This window comes from Avrilella dinanensis (assembly GCF_002807015.1).
Lineage (GTDB): Bacteria > Bacteroidota > Bacteroidia > Flavobacteriales > Flavobacteriaceae > Flavobacterium > Flavobacterium dinanensis.
On record NZ_NIPO01000001.1, the window covers coordinates 1,232,827 to 1,252,135 of the forward strand.

Consider the following 19,309-nt stretch of genomic DNA (forward strand, 5'->3'; position numbering starts at 1 on the left):
TTTAGTTGTTAATGAATCCAATTTAGTTAAAATATTTTGTTTTAGTGTCTGGAACAATGAAAACTTTTTTTGGCTGGATATATAATTGTTTCCACTCATTCCTTTGAATTCATCCATTACAAAAAAACAATAAACAAATATTTTAATCAAAAACACTTACTTTTCAAGCATTTTTTTACGTACACGGCTTAGCGTGTCTTTAGTAATTCCCAGATAAGAAGCAATGATGTGTTGAGGAAAGCGTTTAACAAAATATGGAAAACTATCAATAAAATATTTATAACGAACCTCAGCAGTATAACTTATAGAATAAGTGATTCTTTTTTGGGTTGTAATTCTATTTAGCTCATCGAGCCTTAATAGTAGTTCATTAAACGCAGGGCATTGATTACGTAATTTTAACGTATTCTCTCTAGAAATGAGTAACACTTCACAATCTTCCCAAGCGTCTATGGAGTAAATACTGGGCGTATGCATAACAAAACTCTCAAAATCAGCAGCCCACCAATTTTCAACATATAAATTAACTATACGCTCAACGCCTTTTTCATCTATATAATATTGACGCATAGCCCCTTTCACGATAAATGCCATGTGCCTGCAAATTTCTCCTTCTTCAAGGAAATATTGCTTTTTGGGTATTTTCTTTTGAACAAAGTGACTTAAGAATACTTTAAAATCTTCTTGAGAAATTATAGCATATTTGTTAATATAATGAAATAGTTGATGCATATGAATGAATTGAATATTCAATGTCTATTTTTTGTTTTGATTTTTTAGTCTAAGAAAAACAAAACTACATCAAACACAGAGAAGATAACGTAGACAAATGTCTAGGAAATACAAAAACAAGCTTGAGCTGAAACCTACTTTTTCAGCATTTTTCTACGTACCCGACTTAATGTATCTTTAGTAATACCTAAATAAGAAGCAATAAGGTGTTGAGGAAAGCGTTGAATAAAATGAGGATATCGTTTAACCAAATCTATATACCGCTTCTCTGCTGTGGAACTAATCGAAGAGGTGATTCTTTTTTGTGTTGCAATATTGTTCTTTTCATCCAGTTTCAATAACATCTCCTTGAAAGAAGAAAACAATTCTGTTAATCTCAACTTGTTTTCTAGAGTAATGAGAAGCACTTCACAATCTTCTAAGGCTTGTATGTTGTATTTGCTGGGGGTAAGCATTACAAAACTCTCGCGATCACCAGCCCACCAATTTTCTACGTACAAACTAACAACATGTTCAATACCTTTTTCATCTGTATAGTATTTACGCATAGAGCCCTTTATAATAAATGCGAAGTTTTCACATACCTCTCCCTCTTCAAGCAAATATTGTTTTTTACATATCTCTTTTTCAACAAAATGACTCCTTAACACTTTAAAATCTTCTTCTGAAATTAAAGTTGATGCATATTCGTTAATATAGTTGAAAAGCGGATGCATATATAACTATTTGAGATGCTTTCAAAGTTAGTGCTTTTTTTTATTTTCTCCTAGTTTATAAGGCCTTATCTGCTTAATATATCTAAATATTTATCCATTCAGAATGTCTAACTGAGTCATATTTGTGTATTAAATAACAACATATAGAGAGCCTAAGCTTCTTGGAAAACTTAGGCTGCTACTATATTTAACTGATCTTTGTTACCATCTCTTCTACAGGTATTCTCACTTTTGGGCGATTAGCCAAGTAATCAGTAGCTTCATCGCGATACCCTAAAGAAAGTATTACAACACTGTGTAAATCTCTTTCTTTTAACCCTAATAATTCATCAAATAATTCTGCATCAAAACCTTCCATTGGTGTAGCATCGACTTTGGCGTTTGCTGCTGCGATCAATGCTGTACCCAATGCGATATAGGTCTGTCTTTCTGCCCAAAGTTTGTTTTCTTCGTCGCTTCTACTTTTAAAATGTGTATCAGCAGCCGTGAATAATCCATCTAGAGATTCTATCGTAACCCCTTGTTTATCTGCCGTTAATTTTACTAAATCTCGCACATGTTGGGTAGTAACCTTATTGTATGCGGCAAATACTAATAGATGAGAGGATTGAGCTATTTGTTTGTTAAAAGAATTAGCTCCTAGTTTTGTCTTCAGTTCCGCATTATCAATAGATAATATACGATATGGCTGCAATCCTACAGAAGAAGCTGATAGATTAGTAGCTTCTAAGATAAAGTCTAATTTTTCGTTGCTTATTTTTTTGTTGCTATAGCTTTTTGTAGCATATCGCCAGTTTAAATCTTGTATTAAATCCATTTTTTTTAATTTTATATTGCAAAGCTATATCATATAAGTGACAATTTGTATCTTTGTGACAAAAAGTAATAGTGACATTTGGGTAACCATTAATAAATTCAGTACATGGAAACGAAAAAGACAACAACAAAAGAAATCAATAAGATGTGTAAACATAATATCAGAGCGATACATGATACCCTGGATGTTATTGGTGGCAAATGGAAAATATCTATTATTTCCTGTTTATCATTTTACCCTATGCGCTATTCAGAGTTACTAAGGGAAGTAGAAGGTATTTCCGGAAAAATGCTCAGCCGGGAACTTAAAGAACTTGAAATGAATCAACTTATTGTTCGAGAAGTTTTAAATACGCACCCCATTACCGTTCAATATCAACTTACCGAATACGGCGAAACTTTAAAACCCCTCACCCTTAGCATAGCCGATTGGGGTGTAAACCATCGGAAGCAGATTATTGGATAATTAAAATCCATTTGTAATAACCGATATTACTTGAGCCTAACGAATCACATAGTTCTTATTGGGGCTGGAGGGGAATTGCTCCATACCCCTTTGGTTATTCTTAATTAATAATTTTTGTTTATTCTTTTTCCACCATCAAAACCCTAAGAAACCATATTTCTTCAATTTTATACGGTAATGATCAATTTACCGACAGTTCTACCGGTTTCTTGTTGTAAATGAGCTTCTTGTATTTGGTCAAAACCATAGGCTTTGAAAATATAAGGTTTTATAATTCCTTTCTCCAAAAGCTTAGCAATTTTTTCCGTATCATCTCCATTAGATTGTACCAGAATGAAATAACCTGTCACTCCTTTAGAGGCTGCTTTCGCGGTTACTTCCTCATTCAGCCCGGTAGGAATACTAATGATGCTTCCGCCTTCCTTGGTCACTTCAAGAGAGTTGTCTATGTTGTCCCCTCCAATGGTATCAAGAACAAAATCAAATTCCCTTGGGTGATTAGCCCAATCGTAATCGTGGTAATCAATATGTGCATCAGCTCCAAGACTCAATACAAAATCCTTGTTTTTAGCAGATGACGTACCAACTACAATAGCACCCAAATGTTTCGCAATCTGAACTGCAATATGTCCTACTCCTCCCGAAGCTGCATGGATAAGTACTTTTTGACCTTTCTGCACATTGGCATTTGTTACAAGAGCTTGCCAGGCAGTCAAGGCAACCAAAGTTGTCGCAGCTGCTTCTTCATGGGAAATATTTTGAGGTTTACGCGCAAGGTGCAAAGCCGGAGCTGCTACATATTCTGCATACGCCTTTCCATGTCCCGGGAAATTTACCATTCCGAATACCTCATCCCCAATTTGAAATTTAGCATCTTGGCTTTCTACAACCATGCCCGAGATATCCCATCCTAAAATGAGAGGTTTTTCATCTTTTATCCGTCCATATATTCCTTTTCCATTACGGGTTTTTATATCGACAGGATTAATACTTATTGCTTTAACCTGAATGAGTACTTCTCCAGATTTGATAATCGGTTTATCTAAATCTTGAATAACTAAGTTTTCTACACCGCCTGGTGTTTTTAAGACAATTGCTTTCATTTTTATGTTTTTAAATTAACGGTAAACAGAAAACAATTCTGCCTACCGATTGACCTTTTATTTTTTTGAAAATTCTTATAGTTCTTTTTCAACCTCTATTCCTATTTTACCATAGAAATTTTCACCCCCTGTTCTGTATTCCAACAAACTATGAGCTTTGCTTATTTCCGACAATGGAAATACTTTGTTCACCACAGCTTTCAGCTTTCCTGATTCTACCAGCTTAGTAAGCTCATCCAATTTGTTTCTGTTCTGTCTGGTAAATACAAAATGGTAAGTGGCATTTTTCCCCCACGCATGGATCAGGTTTTGCGGCTGTTCAATATCAACTAAGGTTACAACCTGTCCCATTTGACTTAAAACCTTACCACTGTCCGAAAGTGTGCTACCGCCTATTGTATCAATTACAACGTCTACACCTTTATTATTGGTTAGCTCTAAAATTGCATCGATATAATTTTCTTTTTCATAATCAATGGTATAATCCGCACCCAAACTTTTTAGAAAATCATGATGAACGGACTTTGCTGTTGTATAAACGGTTGCTCCCATTGCCTTTGCTATTTGAATAGTTGGTATTCCCACACCACCTGCACCACCGTGTATCAAAATCGTTTGATTAATCTTAAGTTGTGCTCTGGTATAAAGCATTTCCCAAGCTGTACCAGCTGCCAAAGGAAATGTTGCGGCTTCCAAGTGGCTTACATTTTTAGGTTTGATACCGATGATGGACTCTTTGGCAACATGATATTCTGCATAGCTTCCATTCCCGTTAAAGATTTCAGGAGTATAGTATACCTCGTCGCCAACTTTAAAATTTTTGACACCTGTACCGACTTCTACAATCACTCCAGACACATCATGACCGGTAATGACCGGAAGCTGTAACTCATTTTTATAATCCCCTCGTCTTACCTGGAAATCCAATGGGTTCACTGAAGTTGCCATTACTTTTACTAGTACTTCGTCAACTCCCGGTTTTGGGGTTGGTACTTCTAATAGTTCGAATTTCTCTACCGAGCCAAATTCATTTAATACTGCTGCTTTCATAATTATAACATTTTAAATTATTTTTTTGTATGGGTGTTAATTATTAAGTGATTTTTATAATTACTACCCAGATCTTTTACATTTCTTTTTTATTAAAGGTTTCTTTTTACGTTTTTATAAATTTAGATGAACTTGCGAGGATAAAACGTAGATAAACATCTACAATTAATTACTCAAGCACTGAAAAAATTAAAAGAATCATCAAAAGACTACTTATAAGCTTATATGGCTCAAGACTGATTCATTTTTTCATCCAGTTTTCTCAAATCACAAACGAAGTTACTTGACTAATTAATCCGTTTCTAAAATTCCAAATGTCACAATAGGAACTCTTTTTTGATTCCCCGTCAATTTCAAATACGATCTTACCAAGCTCAACGATGAAGTCATTTTCAATAATCTGATTTTCGGTTGTGAAAGTTATTCCATTATAAACCGAACTTATATATCTAAGAACTTCATCCTTTCCACTGAACGTATCTTTACCAACATTTTCCCATTTCATATCTTCGGTACAGTAGGCAATAAATTCATCATAATTTCCTTCTGCTAAAGCTTTGTTCGCCTTTATAAAAATTTCCTGATTCATATCTGATCTTTATTAATAACTGTTTAACTATCTATTTGTACGTCAATTTAAAGATTGAAAAATTATAATAATTCATATTCACCTCCCTAACCAAATTCTTATATCATTATTGCTCTCACACATATACATTTTTTATATTTTTTTGCTTTTGTAGAATGACGCTATTATTGCTTCAGTTTTTATAGAATTGTATAATTAGGTAAACACCTAAATTATAGCCTAAATTTTTTTATAACCTGTCTTTTATATACTCAGATAAATCCTGAATAGATTTTTCGTTTCTTTTATAATACGTCCACTGTCCCTTGCGTGTAGCAATCAAAATATTGGCTGATGACATTGTTTTTAAATAATCTGAAACAGTAGGAATAGACATACCAGCTTTTTTAGCAATATCAGACACACAGACACCTAAATCGGGTATATATTCAGTTAATTCCTCTTTGGGAAAATGATTAAATGGGTCTTTTAACCATTCCAGAATATTTAAACGTGTTTCGTTTGATAACGCCTTTATGATCTCTAATAAATTCATACTGCAAATTTAGGTAATTTCCTAAATACCTACAAATGTTTAACAAAATTTTATTATTTTACTAAAGACTATCTCTTTTTTTTCTTCCAATAATTCCTAAATGAGTATTCTGGAAACTGTCATTATATTTCAAGCCATATCCCAAAATTCTGTCAAAAGAAATGTGTGCAAAAAGTATAATAGCAAAAAGTTTCCAATACTCATTTCCATAACTAATAGCATAAAAAGCAATTATTATCGCTATCAAACGATGATGTGTAAAGTTATATGTGAATGCCCCAATTTTAGGATTTACAACATACCCAATCATACCGATGTCAGGCAATAGCAATAGTGCAGGAAACCACCACCACGCAAAATTTAATTTGCTAAATAAGAAAATGCAGAATAGAAATATTGCAATTTCTTCCAATTTTAATAAGTTTTTCATGATACCTCTTTCTATATTTTTAAACCGAACAGCAATATTACTATTGCTGTTCGGTTTAAAACGATGACATAAGTCGACAAGTTGATATTTACACGATGACTATTTGATCATTATCCCGATTTATTACTTGCTTAATTGTTCACTTGCACTATTTGCTCAATTTGGCTAATCTCCTCTTGTGATAATATCACCTGAGCAGCATCGATATTCTCCTCCAGTCGGGCAAGTTTAGTCGTCCCGGGAATTGGCACAAATTCAGAATGTTTGTTGATGATCCAAGCTAAGGCCAATTGAGCAGGAGTGATTTCTTTCGTTGCTGCAAACTCGGAAAATAATGAAAAAACAGATTGATTCTTTTTTCGGCTTTCTTCTGAAAACTGAGGGAAACGATTCCTAATATCATTGACTGCAAACTTGGTGGTAGCATCGATTTTACCTGTCAGGAGTCCATGACCAAGAGGTCCATAAGCTACGAATCCGATACCCAATTCTTTCAATGTCGGGAAAATGGCTTTCTCTATATCACGACTCCACAAAGAATATTCACTTTGTAATACCGTAACAGGATGAACTGCGTGAGCCTTTCTGATACTATCTTCATCGGCTGCAGAAAGTCCAAAATAACCTACCTTTCCCTCGTTAATAAGTTCTTTGACCGTACCGGCAACATCTTCCATTGGCACATTAGGATCAACCCTATGCTGATAAAGTAAATCGATACGATCTGTTTTAAGTCGTCTCAAAGAACCTTCGACACTTTTTCTGATATGATCCGGATGGCTGCTTAACCCCAAGATATCATTTGTTTTTGGGTCATAGTCAAATCCAAATTTGGTAGCAATAATGGCCTGTCCTTGTTTGTCCTTAAAAGCATCTCCTAAGAGCTCTTCATTTGTAAACGGTCCATACATTTCTGCTGTATCAAACATAGTTACCCCATGATCTAAAGCATAATGTATAAGCTTAATCATGTCTTTTTGTTCTACATTGTTACCATATCCGTGGCTCATATTCATACATCCCAAACCAATAACCGATACCTCAGGACCGCTAAGTCCTAACTTTCTTTTTTCCATAATATACTCAGTTTAATTTATATTGTTATCATGTGTTGAGTACAATTCATCCCAACAGATAAGCAAAGGTAGGTACTAACTAAGTTTCGGTTGTATACTTTTCAAACCAAAAAGTATAAATTTCAATCTAACTTTTTCGATAATTTTTTGGAGCTTTACCAGTATTTTTCTTCATAAATGTGCTGAAATAATTCGGATATTCGAATCCTAGAGCATATGCAATTTCTGCTACATTCCAATCCGTCAACTCCAGAAGTGCTTTTGCTTCTGTAGCAATTCGGTCAGATATTAACAAAGTGGTGGTTTTCCCCGTTACTTTTTTCACGGCTCGATTAAGGGAATTGACGTGGATTCCCAAATGATTCGCGAAATCTTGTGCCGTATGTAAACTTAAAGGTATTTTTAGGCTCTCTATAGGAAACTGACGTTCTAATAATTCCAAAAACTGTTTTGTTATTCTGTAAGAAGCATCTACGGATAATATTCGATTCTTAGCGGATTTCATTTTGATTGTTTCATGAAGCAACATAGAAATATACAACCTCATTACATCATCTTTATACTCATATTCAGCAGCTTCCTCTACAATCATCTTCTCGAATAACTGACTAATCCTTTCCAACTGGACATCATTAATTTTGTAGGCAGGACTTGCACTTCTATCAAAAAGAATAGATTGCTGCATACTTTCAGTAAGTTTTGTCGGCTGTATAAACTCTCGGGTAAAAAGACAGGAGTATCCGGTCTGAACCTCAGAAACAACCTCAACAGAATAAGGGGTGTACGGATTAGAAATAAAAAGGTAAGTGCCATCAAGCTTCAACAATTGATCTCCATAAAGAACATTCACACGCCCTATGCTGAGTACGATTTTGTAGAAATGCCTTTTGCCAAATGCACTTGCGGGACTTTTAGGCACATTACTTCTACCAACTTTAAACCCTCTCTGCTTCATAGCTGTTTGAATGTAAATATCCGGAAAAATTGTTTGTGATATCATTACACAAAAATACAAAATTCAAACCAAACATAATTTATATATTAGCTTCAAATTTTGTACTTGATTATATTTAAACTGTGTATATTCTGATTTTATTAATCAGGCAATGTTTCCATAAAATCTAGAATATCATTCCCAATTTCATTTACATGTGTTTCCAGTGCAAAATGTCCCGTATCGTAAAACTTGACCGTTGCACTTGGAATATCTCTCTTATAGGCTTCGGCGCCTGCAGGCAAGAAATACGGATCTTTATTCCCCCAAACAATAAGGGCTTTAGGTTGGTACTTTCTAAAATATTCTTGAAACTTCGGATACAAATCTATATTGTTTTGATAGTCGTAAATCAGATCAAGTTGCTTTTCATCCGATTCTGGTCGATCAAGAAAATATTGGTCAAGCGTATACGTTTCCGGAGCAATAAGTTCGGGGTCAGTAACACCTGTAAAATATTGAAATCTGAGCTCTTCCTCCTTAACAAATCCTCTTAATGCATTTCTATCCTCTACAGAATTACTAGCCCAATATTTTTTAACGGCATCCCATGCAGGGCCTAGCCCTTCTGTATAAGCATTACCATTCTGCGAGATAAATCCTGTAATTTTTTCAGGATTTGCTAGCATAAGGCGGTATCCTGTAGGAGCGCCATAATCAAAAACGTAAACGGCGAACCTTTTCAGCTCCAGCTCATCAATAAAAGACTGCATTACATCAGCAAGATTATCAAATGTATAATCGAATTCATTTCTGTCAGGTGTATCTGAATAGCCAAATCCGGGAAGATCGGGAGCAATCACATGATACTTTTCGTTCAATATCGGAATAAGATTCCGAAACATATGGGATGAGGTTGGATACCCATGGAGAAGTAAAATTACAGGAGCATCCTGAGGTCCTGATTCACGATAAAAAATATTGTGTCCGCCTACATTTATTTTGCGATAATAAACTTTACTGGCGGTGTTTTCCGCTTGATTTACTGAGTTGTTGTTAGATTGTGCCATAATATAAGAATTTGGTAGCAAAGCCGATACAATGATTGCAACGACTAATAGAATTTTGTTGATATTATTTTTCATGTGACAAATTTATGTGTTATATTTGATTATCAAAAACGATTTATTTTTATTGAAACAATCATAATTTATGATTTATGAATATTAATGACCTAAAATTATTTGAGGCAGTGGCTTTACATGGTAATTTTACCAAAGCGGCAGAAGCTATGTTTACGGTACAATCGAATGTAACAGCAAGAATAAAAAGTCTTGAAGAGGAATTCGGAGCAGCGTTATTTTTGAGAACTTCCAGAAAAGTAGAACTGACATCAGCCGGAAAAACGTTGCTGCATTATTCCAAACAGATCGGTAATTTGATTGAAGAGGCCAAATTATCCGTTGGAAAAAGCGACATAATAAAAGGTCATATCAAAATAGGGTTTCTGGAAACTACCATGGCTCTTAAAGGTCCCGGAATTGTCAATGAAATGGCCAATAAATTTCCGTTGGTAGATATCGATTTAATTTCTGCCATGCGTGACACACTGATTAACGATATTATGAATTACAAACTAGACGCAGCATTTATTCCAGCACCGATTTATAATGAAGAACTGGAGCAGATCCATATCATGGATGAACGTATTGTAGCTGTAACACCTATCGGCATCAAAAGCTTAAATAATTTAATAGAACAGCATCAAATTAAGGCAATTGTTTTTGATCAGGGCTGCTTTTTCAGAGCACGACTGGAAGCCTGGCTGATTAGTAACAACATTATGAACTATCACAAAACGGTAATAAATTCAATTGAAGGAGTTGTTAACTTCATCGAATCAGGAATAGGTTTTAGTTTTCTACCTGAAGAAATAGTGTCATCATTTTACAGCGGAAAGAAAATTAAAACATTCCCTCTGCCCAAAGAGATAGGCATGGTAAAGACTGTTCTGATTTATCGAAAAGATAATGTATCATCGCCAGTGCTTAAAGCATTTCTCAGCTTATTTTCATAATTAAACCGTTACATTAAAATGTTTGAAATACTAAAAAATCATATCGAAAAAATTATTTCTCTTACAGATTCGGAATTTGAGTTTATAGCCTCTTTGTTCACGGCAAAATCCCATAAAAAAGGACAGTTTCTTTTTCAGGAAAGAGAGTATTTGTCCAGGCATTACTTTATCTGCAAAGGATTATTAAAATTAGTATATACAGATTCGGATACGCGTGAACATATCGTTGGTTTTGCTATGGAAGATTGGTGGGAAAGTGATTTTGAAGCGTTTTATCTACAACAAAAAACATCTATGTCTTTGATCTGTTTGGAAGATACAGACGTACTGTATATTACTTATGAAAACTATAAGCGTTTATGCAGTAGCTTACCTAAAATTGAACATTTTTTTCTGGAAAAAGCTTATTTTGGATTTATTGCCGCACAAAAGCGGATTCTTTCTACCCTCACCTCCGACACTAAAGAACGTTATCTTCAGTTGATTGAGAGATACCCTGCACTAGCACAAAGGGTTCCAAAATCCCAATTAGCAGCCTATTTAGGTGTTTCAAGAGAAACATTGAGCAGATTCTCATACTAAAACCTTTTGATTATTCATGATGATATATCTTTAAAAATATTTTATATCAGACAATAACATTCCTAAGTGATATACGTCACTTTGTAATTGTGATATACATCAAGAGGTAAAGCAAAAAATGGAGCGTACTTTTGTAGTAATGAATTTATTATTAACATTTTAAAAGATTATTACAATGGAAAAACGAATTATTAATCCGTGGAAATGGCAAGATGAACGTAGTTATGTTCAAGCAGTTGAAGTAAAAAATATTACTGGTACATTATACTGTTCTGGTCAGGCAGCTATTGACCCAAATGGCGCATCAAGCAATGAGGATATGAAATCACAACTGCAACTGGCAATTTCTAATTTAGAAGAAGTAATCACTTCAGCAGGCTATGAATGTGAAGGCATAGTTAGGTTAAATCTTTACACCACCTCTATGGAAGAGCTTTGGCCACACTTCCCAATCCTTCAGGAATGGATAGCTCAATACAATATTAAAACAGCTTTGACCGCTATGGAAGTGAAGGTATTGTTTGAAACATTAAAAGTTGAACTAGAAGCTACGGTTGTAAAATAACAACCACCAAATACAAAAACATCACATAAGATTTTAAAATCTTATGTGATGTTTTTGTATTTACTATATTAATTACCATGACACTATTCTATTTCTTTATGCTTTTAACCCCATTGTTCCATTTGGTGAATGATGGGGTTTAATTCATAACCAATTGATGTAAGTACATGCCATTCTTCACGTGACGTACTTACCAAGCTAAAAATAAAATATATTGCATTACTTTTTTTAAATGGATTGGATAATTTTCTCCAAAGGCAAACGAGACTTGGAATTAATGGATGGTTGATTAGCATCATCAGAATTTCTGTAACCGATAGCAACAGCAAACAAAGGTTTGTAATCTTTTAACCCTAATATTTCCCGATATCTATCGCTTTGAATACCTTCCATTGGAGTACTGTCTATATCTAAACTGACAGAGGCAGACAGAAAAAAACCAAGCGAAAGATACACCTGATGTTGTAACCACGATTTTATCTCAGTTTCGGATAAGGGTTTCAAAAACTGGTTGTAATATCCTTGGGATCCAGCGGGAAGATGTGTTAGTAATTCATCTTCAAATAGCCGTATGCTATCTATCGCACTAAACACAACAAGATGGCTTGCTTCATTGATTTTTTGTTCATTAAAATAGGATACAGTAGCCAATTCACGTTTCACGGCTTCGTTTTCGACAAAGGAAAACTTCCAAGGCTGACTGTTGATAGATGATGCACTTAATCGTAAAATTTCTTTTAGTTCAGTAATCTTATCTGCAGGAATTTTTCTGTCCGGATTATACTTCTTGGTAGTGTACCTTTTTTTTGTCAGCTCTAAAAAACTCATACTTTTTAATTTTTAAATTTAAACTATATTTTTTATAGCTACAAAATTAAGTATAGTTTAATACCTTTGCAATAACGGATAAAAATGATAGTAACAAATGTATTGTATAGACAACAAAAAATTTCCTTGTAGCACTAGCTTGACAATGAAATACATAGGGGGTAAATGGAAAGCAGTAATCCTGATTCACTTAATTGAAAAAAAGCGATACAGTGAACTGAGAAAAGAATGTCCTTCTATAACAGAACGTACTTTGAGCCTTCAATTAAAAGAAATGGAAGCAGACGGCTTAATCAAACGTACCGTTCATACGACTAAACCTCCTCTAAAAGTAGATTATGAACTAACCGATTTTGGTAAGACTTTAATACCAATCCTTAAATCCATTTCTGAATGGGGAACAGAAACCGCAAAAAATAATAAAAGTATACAGCTGGTTGAGTAAAATCTAACTTAATAGTATTTGTCAATTACTCTTATATGAAAAGTTTTCAAAAAAATAATTGTAGGTATTTAGAAAATTACCTAAATTTGAAAAATAAAATTAATGAAGTATGAAATTATTAGAAGTAATTAAATCATTATCAAATGAGACACGACTGAATATTCTAACGTGGTTAAAAGATCCTTTTGATCATTTTCCTCCTGATGAATTGAGTAATTATACACCTGAATTAGGAGTCTGTGTATCTGACATTGCACAAAAAGCGGGAATGTCGGTTCCTACAGTTTCTGATTATTTAAAAACAATGTCATCAGCCGAAATTCTTATCGGAACAAGAAAAGGACAGTGGACGTATTACAAGAGAAATGAAATAGCAATTCAGGAATTAGCAAGACACATAAAAGAAGAATTATAAAAAAATTTAATCTTACATTTAGAAAATCTCCTAATTACCTAATTTTAAATAATATAAATAGTTTTAATTCTGTAATGAAATAATCATCAATCAATTATGTGATTACTTATAGACATTTGTCTACGTTCATTTCTTAAGAGTTAATATAAATTTGTATAACAAACAAGATAAGTAGAAACTTCATCAACAACTCTTTAAGACTTAGATAAAGTGATTATATCTTGATTTTAGAAAACGTAATCCAACTGTTTTATCCAAAATATCATAATTAAAACCAGAAGGATATTATACAAGTAAAAAAGAAAATAAATCCTGAAAAAAAAATATTAAAAAAAATTTCAACAACTTAATTAGAATTTTACCTAAATAGATAAATACACAAACAACTAAATAAATAAAATCATTATGAAAGCAGCAGTGTTAAACGAGTTCGGCTCGGTAGAAAAATTCGAAATACTAGATATTCCAACCCCAAAACCGGGAGTTGATGAAGTATTAGTAAAAGTTATGGCAACATCGGTAAATCCTCTGGATTTCCAGGTTCGCAGAGGAGACTATAAAAATGAGTTGCAACTTCCGGTAGTCACAGGGCACGACGTATCGGGCGTGATTGTAGAAATTGGAACGGGTGTCAAAAACTTTAAAGTAGGTGACGAAGTATATTATACTCCGGAAATCTTTAACGGAAACGGAAGTTACGCCGAGTATCACGTTGCAAAGGAATCGATAATTGGTATAAAACCTAAAAATGTAAGTCATTTGGAAGCTGCAACATTTCCTTTAGCAGCAGGCACTGCATGGGAAATGCTATACACAAGATCACAGCTTAAGATCAACCAAACAATCTTAATTCACGGAGGTGCAGGAGGCGTAGGAATACCGACTATTCAATTGGCAAAAGCAATGGGTGCAACTGTTTATACAACGGCAAGATCTGTTCATCATCAGTTTCTTAAAGAATTGGGAGCAGATTATACCATTGACTATGAAAAAGAGAATTATATCGACGCTATCTTAGAGCTAACAAACGGTAAAGGCGTAGACGTTGTGATTGATACAATTGGTGGCACTACTCTTTCGGACAGTGGAAAGGTTCTAAACCAAATGGGACAAGTCGTTACCTTGGTTGATATTGAAATTCCGCAAAACCTGATCCATGCGTGGGGTAAAAATTCGACTTATCATTTTGTATTTACCAGACAAAACAGAAATAAATTGGACGAACTTACGAAACTGATTGAATCAGGAAAATTAAAACCTGTCTTGAGCAAAGTTTTCCCATTGGCAGAAATAGGTAAAGCGCATAGCCTTCTTGAGTTCAGAGATAGTGATCCAGATTTTTATGGAAAGATTGGCGTACAAATAGGGAATTAAATAGTTATTAGTTATGAACAATCAGGATATTTTTGTAGAGGCTAACAAAGCTTTAGCGGAAGGAGAGTATGAGAAATTCATCACTTACTGTGCTGAAGACATCAAATGGATTAATGTAGGTGGAAGTGCCTTTAATGGCAAAGCTGAAACCCTCAAATATATAAGCTCTGCTTATGATGATGAAACTTTCACAACAGAAAATCATATCACAGAAAAGGATATTGTTGTAGAGTTTGGTCAGATAACTTTTGAAAAAAATGGTGATACAAAAGAAAGTTCTTACTGTGATATTTGAAAATGGAATGATAACCCACGTAAAGTCATTTGTTATTTGATACAAATTATGTTTCTAAAAAGAAATCCCCGATCGTAATTGTTTCGGGGATTTCTTTTAAAATTGTAACTATAAATTTATTTACTCCAACAACTAGTTTGTCTATTACTGTACTAGAAGAGAATTCATTACAGGAAAGCATTGTTATAGAAAAACGTATATGAAACATTTTTAGTAAGTAGGCTAATGACACAAGAAAAATTATTAGAAACCTTGCATAAAAAAGCTTAATTTTGGAAGTAAGAACTTTAAACAACTGATATTTACGTTTAACCCTGACTATCACATGAAGTTGTGTTTATTACATTTCAATATAACGAAACCTTTCCTCACAAATTCTCTTTTCTACAATTGTTAAATTATCTAATACATGTTATCCCTTAATATTTCATTACTCTTGATAATTCAAAAAGTATAAAAATTATCCTAACCAAAAAGAAACTAGATATATTTAATAAATAGCAGAAAATTATTCACACAAAATCCCTTATCAATTGGTGTAATTTTTCTAATTAGAATAAAAGAGATATTAAGTAAGAGTTTTACAATCTCCTGCCTTTCTTCTTTTTCTTTATTTGGTTAGCAAACTGTTCTTCCTCGTAGTCCACTCCCTGTGCATTAGGTAGCAAACTGAACAATCCCATATCGAAATTTTGGGAATGCTCCTGATGGATAAACTCAAAAAGGTCTTTCGTTGGTTGGTTATCCATTGTATTCGTTTTGGGAACAGGGTTATCTTGTATTTTCAGTTCGGGCTTGCTACCGTTGTTCCACCATTCGTTAAAGACATTAGCCGTCAGGTTTCTGTCTAAAGCCGAACCGTTCCAAACACTACGGCTTTCGTGGTCAATAAATGTCATTCCGTAAATTCGTCCTTCATGATTACGTCTCACAACCGTATTAATTCCTTGTTCAGTCAATTGCTTTTTAAAATCTGTTTCGTTACTTGTCGTATGAATGGCAAGTTCAACCGTGTTTTTCAGAACAGACCTCACAGGGCTGGTTTTCAATTTCTCTTTGGACTGCTCAAAATGTTTTTGAAGCTGTGTTAGTCCTGCATCTTTTCCGAAAAGTGATGCTTTAAAAGGATTGCTTGCCTTGTTTCCGTTCTCGTCCAAAGCTAAATAGACCAATCCGTTTACAGGTTGTCCGTTCCGTTCGCCTTTGACTTCTTCTGCTGTGATGTTGAACAGAGAAAGCAAAGCATTGTAATTACCCATAGTCGAAAAGCTGTAATTCTTTGGCAGATGCCTTACTACCGAAGCAATCTGACTTTTGATGTCGCCTTTGTGGTAATCCACAGGTTTGAAAACTTTGTTGGATTGTTTCTGCTCCTGCTCGGTAGCCTTTTGCAGATTGTATTTTGTTTCCAAATCCCGACAAATAGCCATTGAGCGTGGATGGTCGTAATCATCGGGGATTTTCTTTCCATCAATGCCTACGCAGGTCGAAACAATGTGTATATGTGTGCGATCAATATCCGTATGCTTGAAAACAATATAAGGCTGGTTCCCGTAGCCCATACGCTCCATATACTCCTGAGCCATTTCGGTAAACTGCTCATCGCTGACCTTATCCAAAGGATCTGGGTTCAGCGAAATATGGCGTACCGTTTTTTCCGTTTTGATATTTGCCGACAAATATGGCTCAAAGCACTTATTAAAATAGGCTACGGAATACGTGCCGTCCACAGTGTCGGGTATCTTGTTCAAGAGCAGAACTGCTCCGTTTTCATTGTCCACTTTCTGCTGATTGTACAGAATTGCACCATACATATTGCTTCCCTTTCCAATTTTCGCAATCATTTTTCTACTCTTTTTTCAGATACTTCTCTTCAAATTCCTGTGTCAAACGGATAACCTCTTTAGTAACTTGTACCAATTCTATGGTTTCCTTTTCCAATCTAAAAAGATATGTTCCTGCTTTTTTCTCTGAAAAATTGCGGTATAATATCTTCACAATTTGGTTGTAATTTGTTCCGATTGCTCGGAACTGGCTAAAAAATCGGGTCAACTTTTCGTGATATTCCACCGCATTCATATCAATTTTTACGGTCTTTACCGTCTTCTGAAAGATGCAGGCTGTGATAAAATGAGCAATAGCTTTCATTTCTGACTGGTCAAAGAGTGCAAGAAATTTGGCATTGTCCTCTGCATTCAGGTTGATGGAATACCGATTGACCGCAGGGTCAATCTTTGGTTTTCTTCCTGATTTCCTAATCTGTTTTCTGTTCTTCTCTTCCATAATAAATCCATTTTTAATTTTACACAAACGGGCGACTTCGGAGCCGTTTCCAGCCCCCTGCAAGGGCAAGTGCCTTTGAGTGCCGAAATTCATTTCGAGGACCTCAAAGGATAACTTGCTCTGAACAGGAGTTCAGAAGAATCCGTTTTGCAAACGGATTGGAGTTAGCCGAAAAAAGCAGTCGCTTCCATTACAAATTTCGATAAGACTATCTGAATAACAATTATTTACGATTAAGCCAAATAAAGCCAATGAACGCCAAATAGTGCCATTTATATGCTGATTGGGATTGCTTTTATTTTCTTTGTGTGGTTAGTTAGCTGATTGGCTATGTCCTTAATCAAGTAAATGAACAGCAAAAACCCCGACAGCAAATCAGCGTGATTGATTGCAGGCAAGTTGGGGGTATTTTTAGTTAATGAAATAGCTATTGTGCAATGATATTTACAACTGACTGCTTAGCTAACCAGACAGCTAATTTGAGATAATATTAAAAACGATGGATATGATACACGAAGAAAACAAAAAACAGCAATCCGAAGAACAGGATTTTATGGAAATGATTATCGGTAACGACAAGAAAAATTCCCAACAGGAACAACAGACAATAACACATCAGGTCGATTTTACTAAACCCAATGTAGATGAAGAAGCGATGATGCTTGTAATGGCTGGAGAAGAACCTACGGAAATGGAATATACAAAACCGACATCAAGTAATGCAAAAAGAACCGCTTCAAAGCCAAAGAAGCTGACGAAAGAGGATTACTGCGGACAGTTCTTTAAAATCCCGAACAGGATTGCAAGCAAAGGCAAATCGGTCTATGTACGTCAGGTACACCACGAAACATTTAACAGGCTTACCAACATTATGGGTATCGACAAGCTCACGATTTATGCGTATCTGGACAACATTATCGAATACCACTTTCAGGAGTTCGGAGAACTGATTAAGGAAATCTATAACGATAAGCACAAGCCATTGTTTTGATGACCGTCCTTTGGTCAGGATGCCTAACTCCCTTTTAAATTGTTTCCAAAAGAAAAAAACAGAAAAAAAAGAAAGCCGTATAATCAAGGCGGACAGGGAAAAACCAAAAGGAAACGGAATAAGTCCCGAAGGGTGGCAGGGCAACTGAGCAACTCGCCAAAGCGACCTTTTTTTTGCCCTGCCATTATGCCGTAAGCTTTTGGTTGGGCAGTGCGGTGGCTGTCCGCTTTATCTTTGCTACCTTTTTATTCTTTTTTGGATACATTTTTAAATATTTCATCATAGTATTTGGCAAAACACCGCCACTCAACGCCAATGGATACAACATTAGAATGACCTATATCAATAGCTTTTATTTTCGAGGTTTAAATGATGTTGATATGGAAATAACAGTTTTAGACATTCAGATTTTAAAGGCACTGCACAGAGAAGTAAAGGAAGTTTCCAATTTGATTTCGGAAATAACTGCACCTTACAAAGCCTTGCAACAGGCAACAAAATGGCTCGACCAACAGGAAGCCTGCCAACTGCTCAATATCAGCAAAAGAACATTGCAGACGTACAGGGCAAAAGGCATTCTTGGGGCAACGCAAATCAATCGGAAGACGTATTTCAGATTATCCGAAGTGGAGTTACTGATGCAGGGAGAGCGACCATTAAAAAAGCAAAAGAAATGAAACAGATTGGAAATTCAAACGAGGATATGCTTGCTCTGCTCGAAGCTGTGGTAGGCATCAAAAATGAACTGCTGTATATCAGGGAATATTTCCACCCATTATTGCAAGGGGAAATTTATCTTTCAGGCGAACAGGTCTGCGAGATGTTACACATCAGCAAACGGACGTTGCAACAGTACAGAGATGACGGACTGATACCTTTTATCAAACTCGAAAGGAAAATCCTTTTTCGTGAAAGTGATATTGTGAAAGTATTGGAAAATAACTATCAGCGTTAGCCGATTTTAAATAAATGCTTTGAAACTATAATCCGTATCGGTCAATTAAAGA

25 protein-coding genes and 1 pseudogene are annotated in these 19,309 nt (G+C 34.9%); 11 read left to right on the forward strand and 15 right to left on the reverse strand.

Going from position 1 to position 19,309, the window contains the following annotated elements:
• Window positions 1-156: 156 nt before the first annotated feature.
• From CDL10_RS05830 to CDL10_RS05840, 3 genes are all read right to left on the reverse strand, one after another.
• Entirely contained in the window at window positions 157-753 is a 597-nt protein-coding gene (locus CDL10_RS05830; protein ID WP_243389298.1) for a Crp/Fnr family transcriptional regulator, read from the reverse strand.
• 113 nt (window positions 754-866) lie between these two features.
• A complete protein-coding gene (locus CDL10_RS05835; protein WP_100677662.1) occupies window positions 867-1,448 on the reverse strand; it encodes a Crp/Fnr family transcriptional regulator in 582 nt (193 codons plus the stop codon).
• A gap of 187 nt (window positions 1,449-1,635) precedes the next feature.
• On the reverse strand, window positions 1,636-2,265 hold the full coding sequence (locus CDL10_RS05840) for an NAD(P)H-dependent oxidoreductase (RefSeq protein ID WP_100677663.1): 630 nt from the start codon (window positions 2,263-2,265) through the stop codon (window positions 1,636-1,638).
• A gap of 105 nt (window positions 2,266-2,370) precedes the next feature.
• Here CDL10_RS05840 and CDL10_RS05845 point away from each other — a divergent pair, with 105 nt between their 5' ends.
• Complete coding sequence (locus CDL10_RS05845; protein WP_100677664.1) at window positions 2,371-2,730, forward strand: winged helix-turn-helix transcriptional regulator; 360 nt, start codon at window positions 2,371-2,373, stop codon at window positions 2,728-2,730.
• A gap of 167 nt (window positions 2,731-2,897) precedes the next feature.
• Here CDL10_RS05845 and CDL10_RS05850 read toward each other — a convergent pair whose 3' ends face one another.
• The 8 genes from CDL10_RS05850 to CDL10_RS05885 all read right to left on the reverse strand — a co-directional run bounded on the left by CDL10_RS05850 (window position 2,898) and on the right by CDL10_RS05885 (window position 9,592).
• On the reverse strand, window positions 2,898-3,833 hold the full coding sequence (locus CDL10_RS05850) for an NADP-dependent oxidoreductase (RefSeq protein WP_100677665.1): 936 nt from the start codon (window positions 3,831-3,833) through the stop codon (window positions 2,898-2,900).
• Window positions 3,834-3,908: 75 nt separating this feature from the next.
• On the reverse strand, window positions 3,909-4,883 hold the full coding sequence (locus tag CDL10_RS05855) for a zinc-dependent alcohol dehydrogenase family protein (protein WP_100677666.1): 975 nt from the start codon (window positions 4,881-4,883) through the stop codon (window positions 3,909-3,911).
• 262 nt (window positions 4,884-5,145) lie between these two features.
• Window positions 5,146-5,472 (reverse strand): nuclear transport factor 2 family protein, encoded by a 327-nt coding sequence (locus CDL10_RS05860; protein ID WP_100677667.1) that lies wholly within the window; start codon window positions 5,470-5,472, stop codon window positions 5,146-5,148.
• A 229-nt stretch (window positions 5,473-5,701) separates the two neighbouring features.
• Window positions 5,702-6,007, reverse strand: a complete 306-nt coding sequence (locus CDL10_RS05865; RefSeq protein WP_100677668.1) for an ArsR/SmtB family transcription factor — start codon at window positions 6,005-6,007, stop codon at window positions 5,702-5,704.
• Between the two features lie 61 nt (window positions 6,008-6,068).
• Window positions 6,069-6,437 (reverse strand): DUF4260 domain-containing protein, encoded by a 369-nt coding sequence (locus tag CDL10_RS05870; RefSeq protein WP_100677669.1) that lies wholly within the window; start codon window positions 6,435-6,437, stop codon window positions 6,069-6,071.
• Window positions 6,438-6,568: 131 nt separating this feature from the next.
• The gene (locus CDL10_RS05875) at window positions 6,569-7,513 is read right to left on the reverse strand and encodes an aldo/keto reductase (protein WP_100677670.1); all 945 of its coding nucleotides are present in this window, start codon (window positions 7,511-7,513) and stop codon (window positions 6,569-6,571) included.
• Between the two features lie 127 nt (window positions 7,514-7,640).
• Window positions 7,641-8,513 carry a helix-turn-helix domain-containing protein gene (locus CDL10_RS05880; RefSeq protein ID WP_100677671.1) on the reverse strand — a complete coding sequence of 291 codons (873 nt, stop codon included), beginning with the start codon at window positions 8,511-8,513 and terminating at the stop codon, window positions 7,641-7,643.
• 95 nt (window positions 8,514-8,608) lie between these two features.
• Entirely contained in the window at window positions 8,609-9,592 is a 984-nt protein-coding gene (locus CDL10_RS05885) for an alpha/beta fold hydrolase (RefSeq protein ID WP_100677672.1), read from the reverse strand.
• Window positions 9,593-9,666: 74 nt separating this feature from the next.
• Between CDL10_RS05885 and CDL10_RS05890 the strand changes: the two genes are divergently transcribed.
• The 3 genes from CDL10_RS05890 to CDL10_RS05900 all read left to right on the forward strand — a co-directional run bounded on the left by CDL10_RS05890 (window position 9,667) and on the right by CDL10_RS05900 (window position 11,671).
• Window positions 9,667-10,524 (forward strand): LysR family transcriptional regulator, encoded by an 858-nt coding sequence (locus CDL10_RS05890; protein WP_100677673.1) that lies wholly within the window; start codon window positions 9,667-9,669, stop codon window positions 10,522-10,524.
• A gap of 18 nt (window positions 10,525-10,542) precedes the next feature.
• A complete protein-coding gene (locus CDL10_RS05895) occupies window positions 10,543-11,106 on the forward strand; it encodes a Crp/Fnr family transcriptional regulator (RefSeq protein ID WP_100677674.1) in 564 nt (187 codons plus the stop codon).
• A 175-nt stretch (window positions 11,107-11,281) separates the two neighbouring features.
• On the forward strand, window positions 11,282-11,671 hold the full coding sequence (locus tag CDL10_RS05900; RefSeq protein WP_100677675.1) for a RidA family protein: 390 nt from the start codon (window positions 11,282-11,284) through the stop codon (window positions 11,669-11,671).
• On the opposite strand, the pseudogene CDL10_RS11595 reads toward CDL10_RS05900, so the two are convergent.
• Window positions 11,647-11,703 (reverse strand): annotated as a pseudogene (locus tag CDL10_RS11595) (hypothetical protein); the annotation flags it as partial. The gene CDL10_RS05900 and the pseudogene CDL10_RS11595 overlap by 25 nt on opposite strands.
• A 196-nt stretch (window positions 11,704-11,899) precedes the next feature.
• Window positions 11,900-12,499: a nitroreductase family protein gene (locus CDL10_RS05905; protein WP_100677676.1), complete on the reverse strand. Its 600-nt coding sequence runs from the start codon at window positions 12,497-12,499 to the stop codon at window positions 11,900-11,902.
• A 97-nt stretch (window positions 12,500-12,596) separates the two neighbouring features.
• Between CDL10_RS05905 and CDL10_RS05910 the strand changes: the two genes are divergently transcribed.
• From CDL10_RS05910 to CDL10_RS05925, 4 genes are all read left to right on the forward strand, one after another.
• Window positions 12,597-12,944, forward strand: coding sequence for a winged helix-turn-helix transcriptional regulator (locus CDL10_RS05910; RefSeq protein WP_100677677.1), 348 nt, complete (start codon window positions 12,597-12,599; stop codon window positions 12,942-12,944).
• Between the two features lie 109 nt (window positions 12,945-13,053).
• Window positions 13,054-13,359 (forward strand): ArsR/SmtB family transcription factor, encoded by a 306-nt coding sequence (locus CDL10_RS05915; RefSeq protein WP_100677678.1) that lies wholly within the window; start codon window positions 13,054-13,056, stop codon window positions 13,357-13,359.
• 405 nt (window positions 13,360-13,764) lie between these two features.
• Entirely contained in the window at window positions 13,765-14,733 is a 969-nt protein-coding gene (locus CDL10_RS05920; RefSeq protein ID WP_100677679.1) for a zinc-dependent alcohol dehydrogenase family protein, read from the forward strand.
• A gap of 13 nt (window positions 14,734-14,746) precedes the next feature.
• Window positions 14,747-15,028, forward strand: coding sequence for a nuclear transport factor 2 family protein (locus CDL10_RS05925; protein ID WP_100677680.1), 282 nt, complete (start codon window positions 14,747-14,749; stop codon window positions 15,026-15,028).
• A gap of 581 nt (window positions 15,029-15,609) precedes the next feature.
• On the opposite strand, the gene mobB is transcribed toward CDL10_RS05925, so the two are convergent.
• Both mobB and mobA read right to left on the reverse strand, forming a co-directional pair.
• Entirely contained in the window at window positions 15,610-16,872 is a 1,263-nt protein-coding gene (mobB, locus tag CDL10_RS05930; protein WP_100677681.1) for a conjugal transfer protein MobB, read from the reverse strand.
• Between the two features lie 4 nt (window positions 16,873-16,876).
• Window positions 16,877-17,311, reverse strand: a complete 435-nt coding sequence (mobA, locus tag CDL10_RS05935) for a conjugal transfer protein MobA (RefSeq protein WP_100678662.1) — start codon at window positions 17,309-17,311, stop codon at window positions 16,877-16,879.
• Window positions 17,312-17,810: 499 nt separating this feature from the next.
• On the opposite strand from mobA, the gene CDL10_RS05940 reads away from it, so the two are divergent.
• The 3 genes from CDL10_RS05940 (at window position 17,811) to CDL10_RS05950 (ending at window position 19,257) form a co-directional block, all read left to right on the forward strand.
• A complete protein-coding gene (locus CDL10_RS05940; RefSeq protein ID WP_243389299.1) occupies window positions 17,811-18,302 on the forward strand; it encodes a DUF3408 domain-containing protein in 492 nt (163 codons plus the stop codon).
• Window positions 18,303-18,682: 380 nt separating this feature from the next.
• Complete coding sequence (locus CDL10_RS05945; RefSeq protein ID WP_100678664.1) at window positions 18,683-18,979, forward strand: helix-turn-helix domain-containing protein; 297 nt, start codon at window positions 18,683-18,685, stop codon at window positions 18,977-18,979.
• On the forward strand, window positions 18,976-19,257 hold the full coding sequence (locus CDL10_RS05950; protein WP_093363803.1) for a helix-turn-helix domain-containing protein: 282 nt from the start codon (window positions 18,976-18,978) through the stop codon (window positions 19,255-19,257). Before CDL10_RS05945 ends, CDL10_RS05950 begins: the two co-directional genes overlap by 4 nt.
• Window positions 19,258-19,309 lie beyond the last annotated feature (52 nt).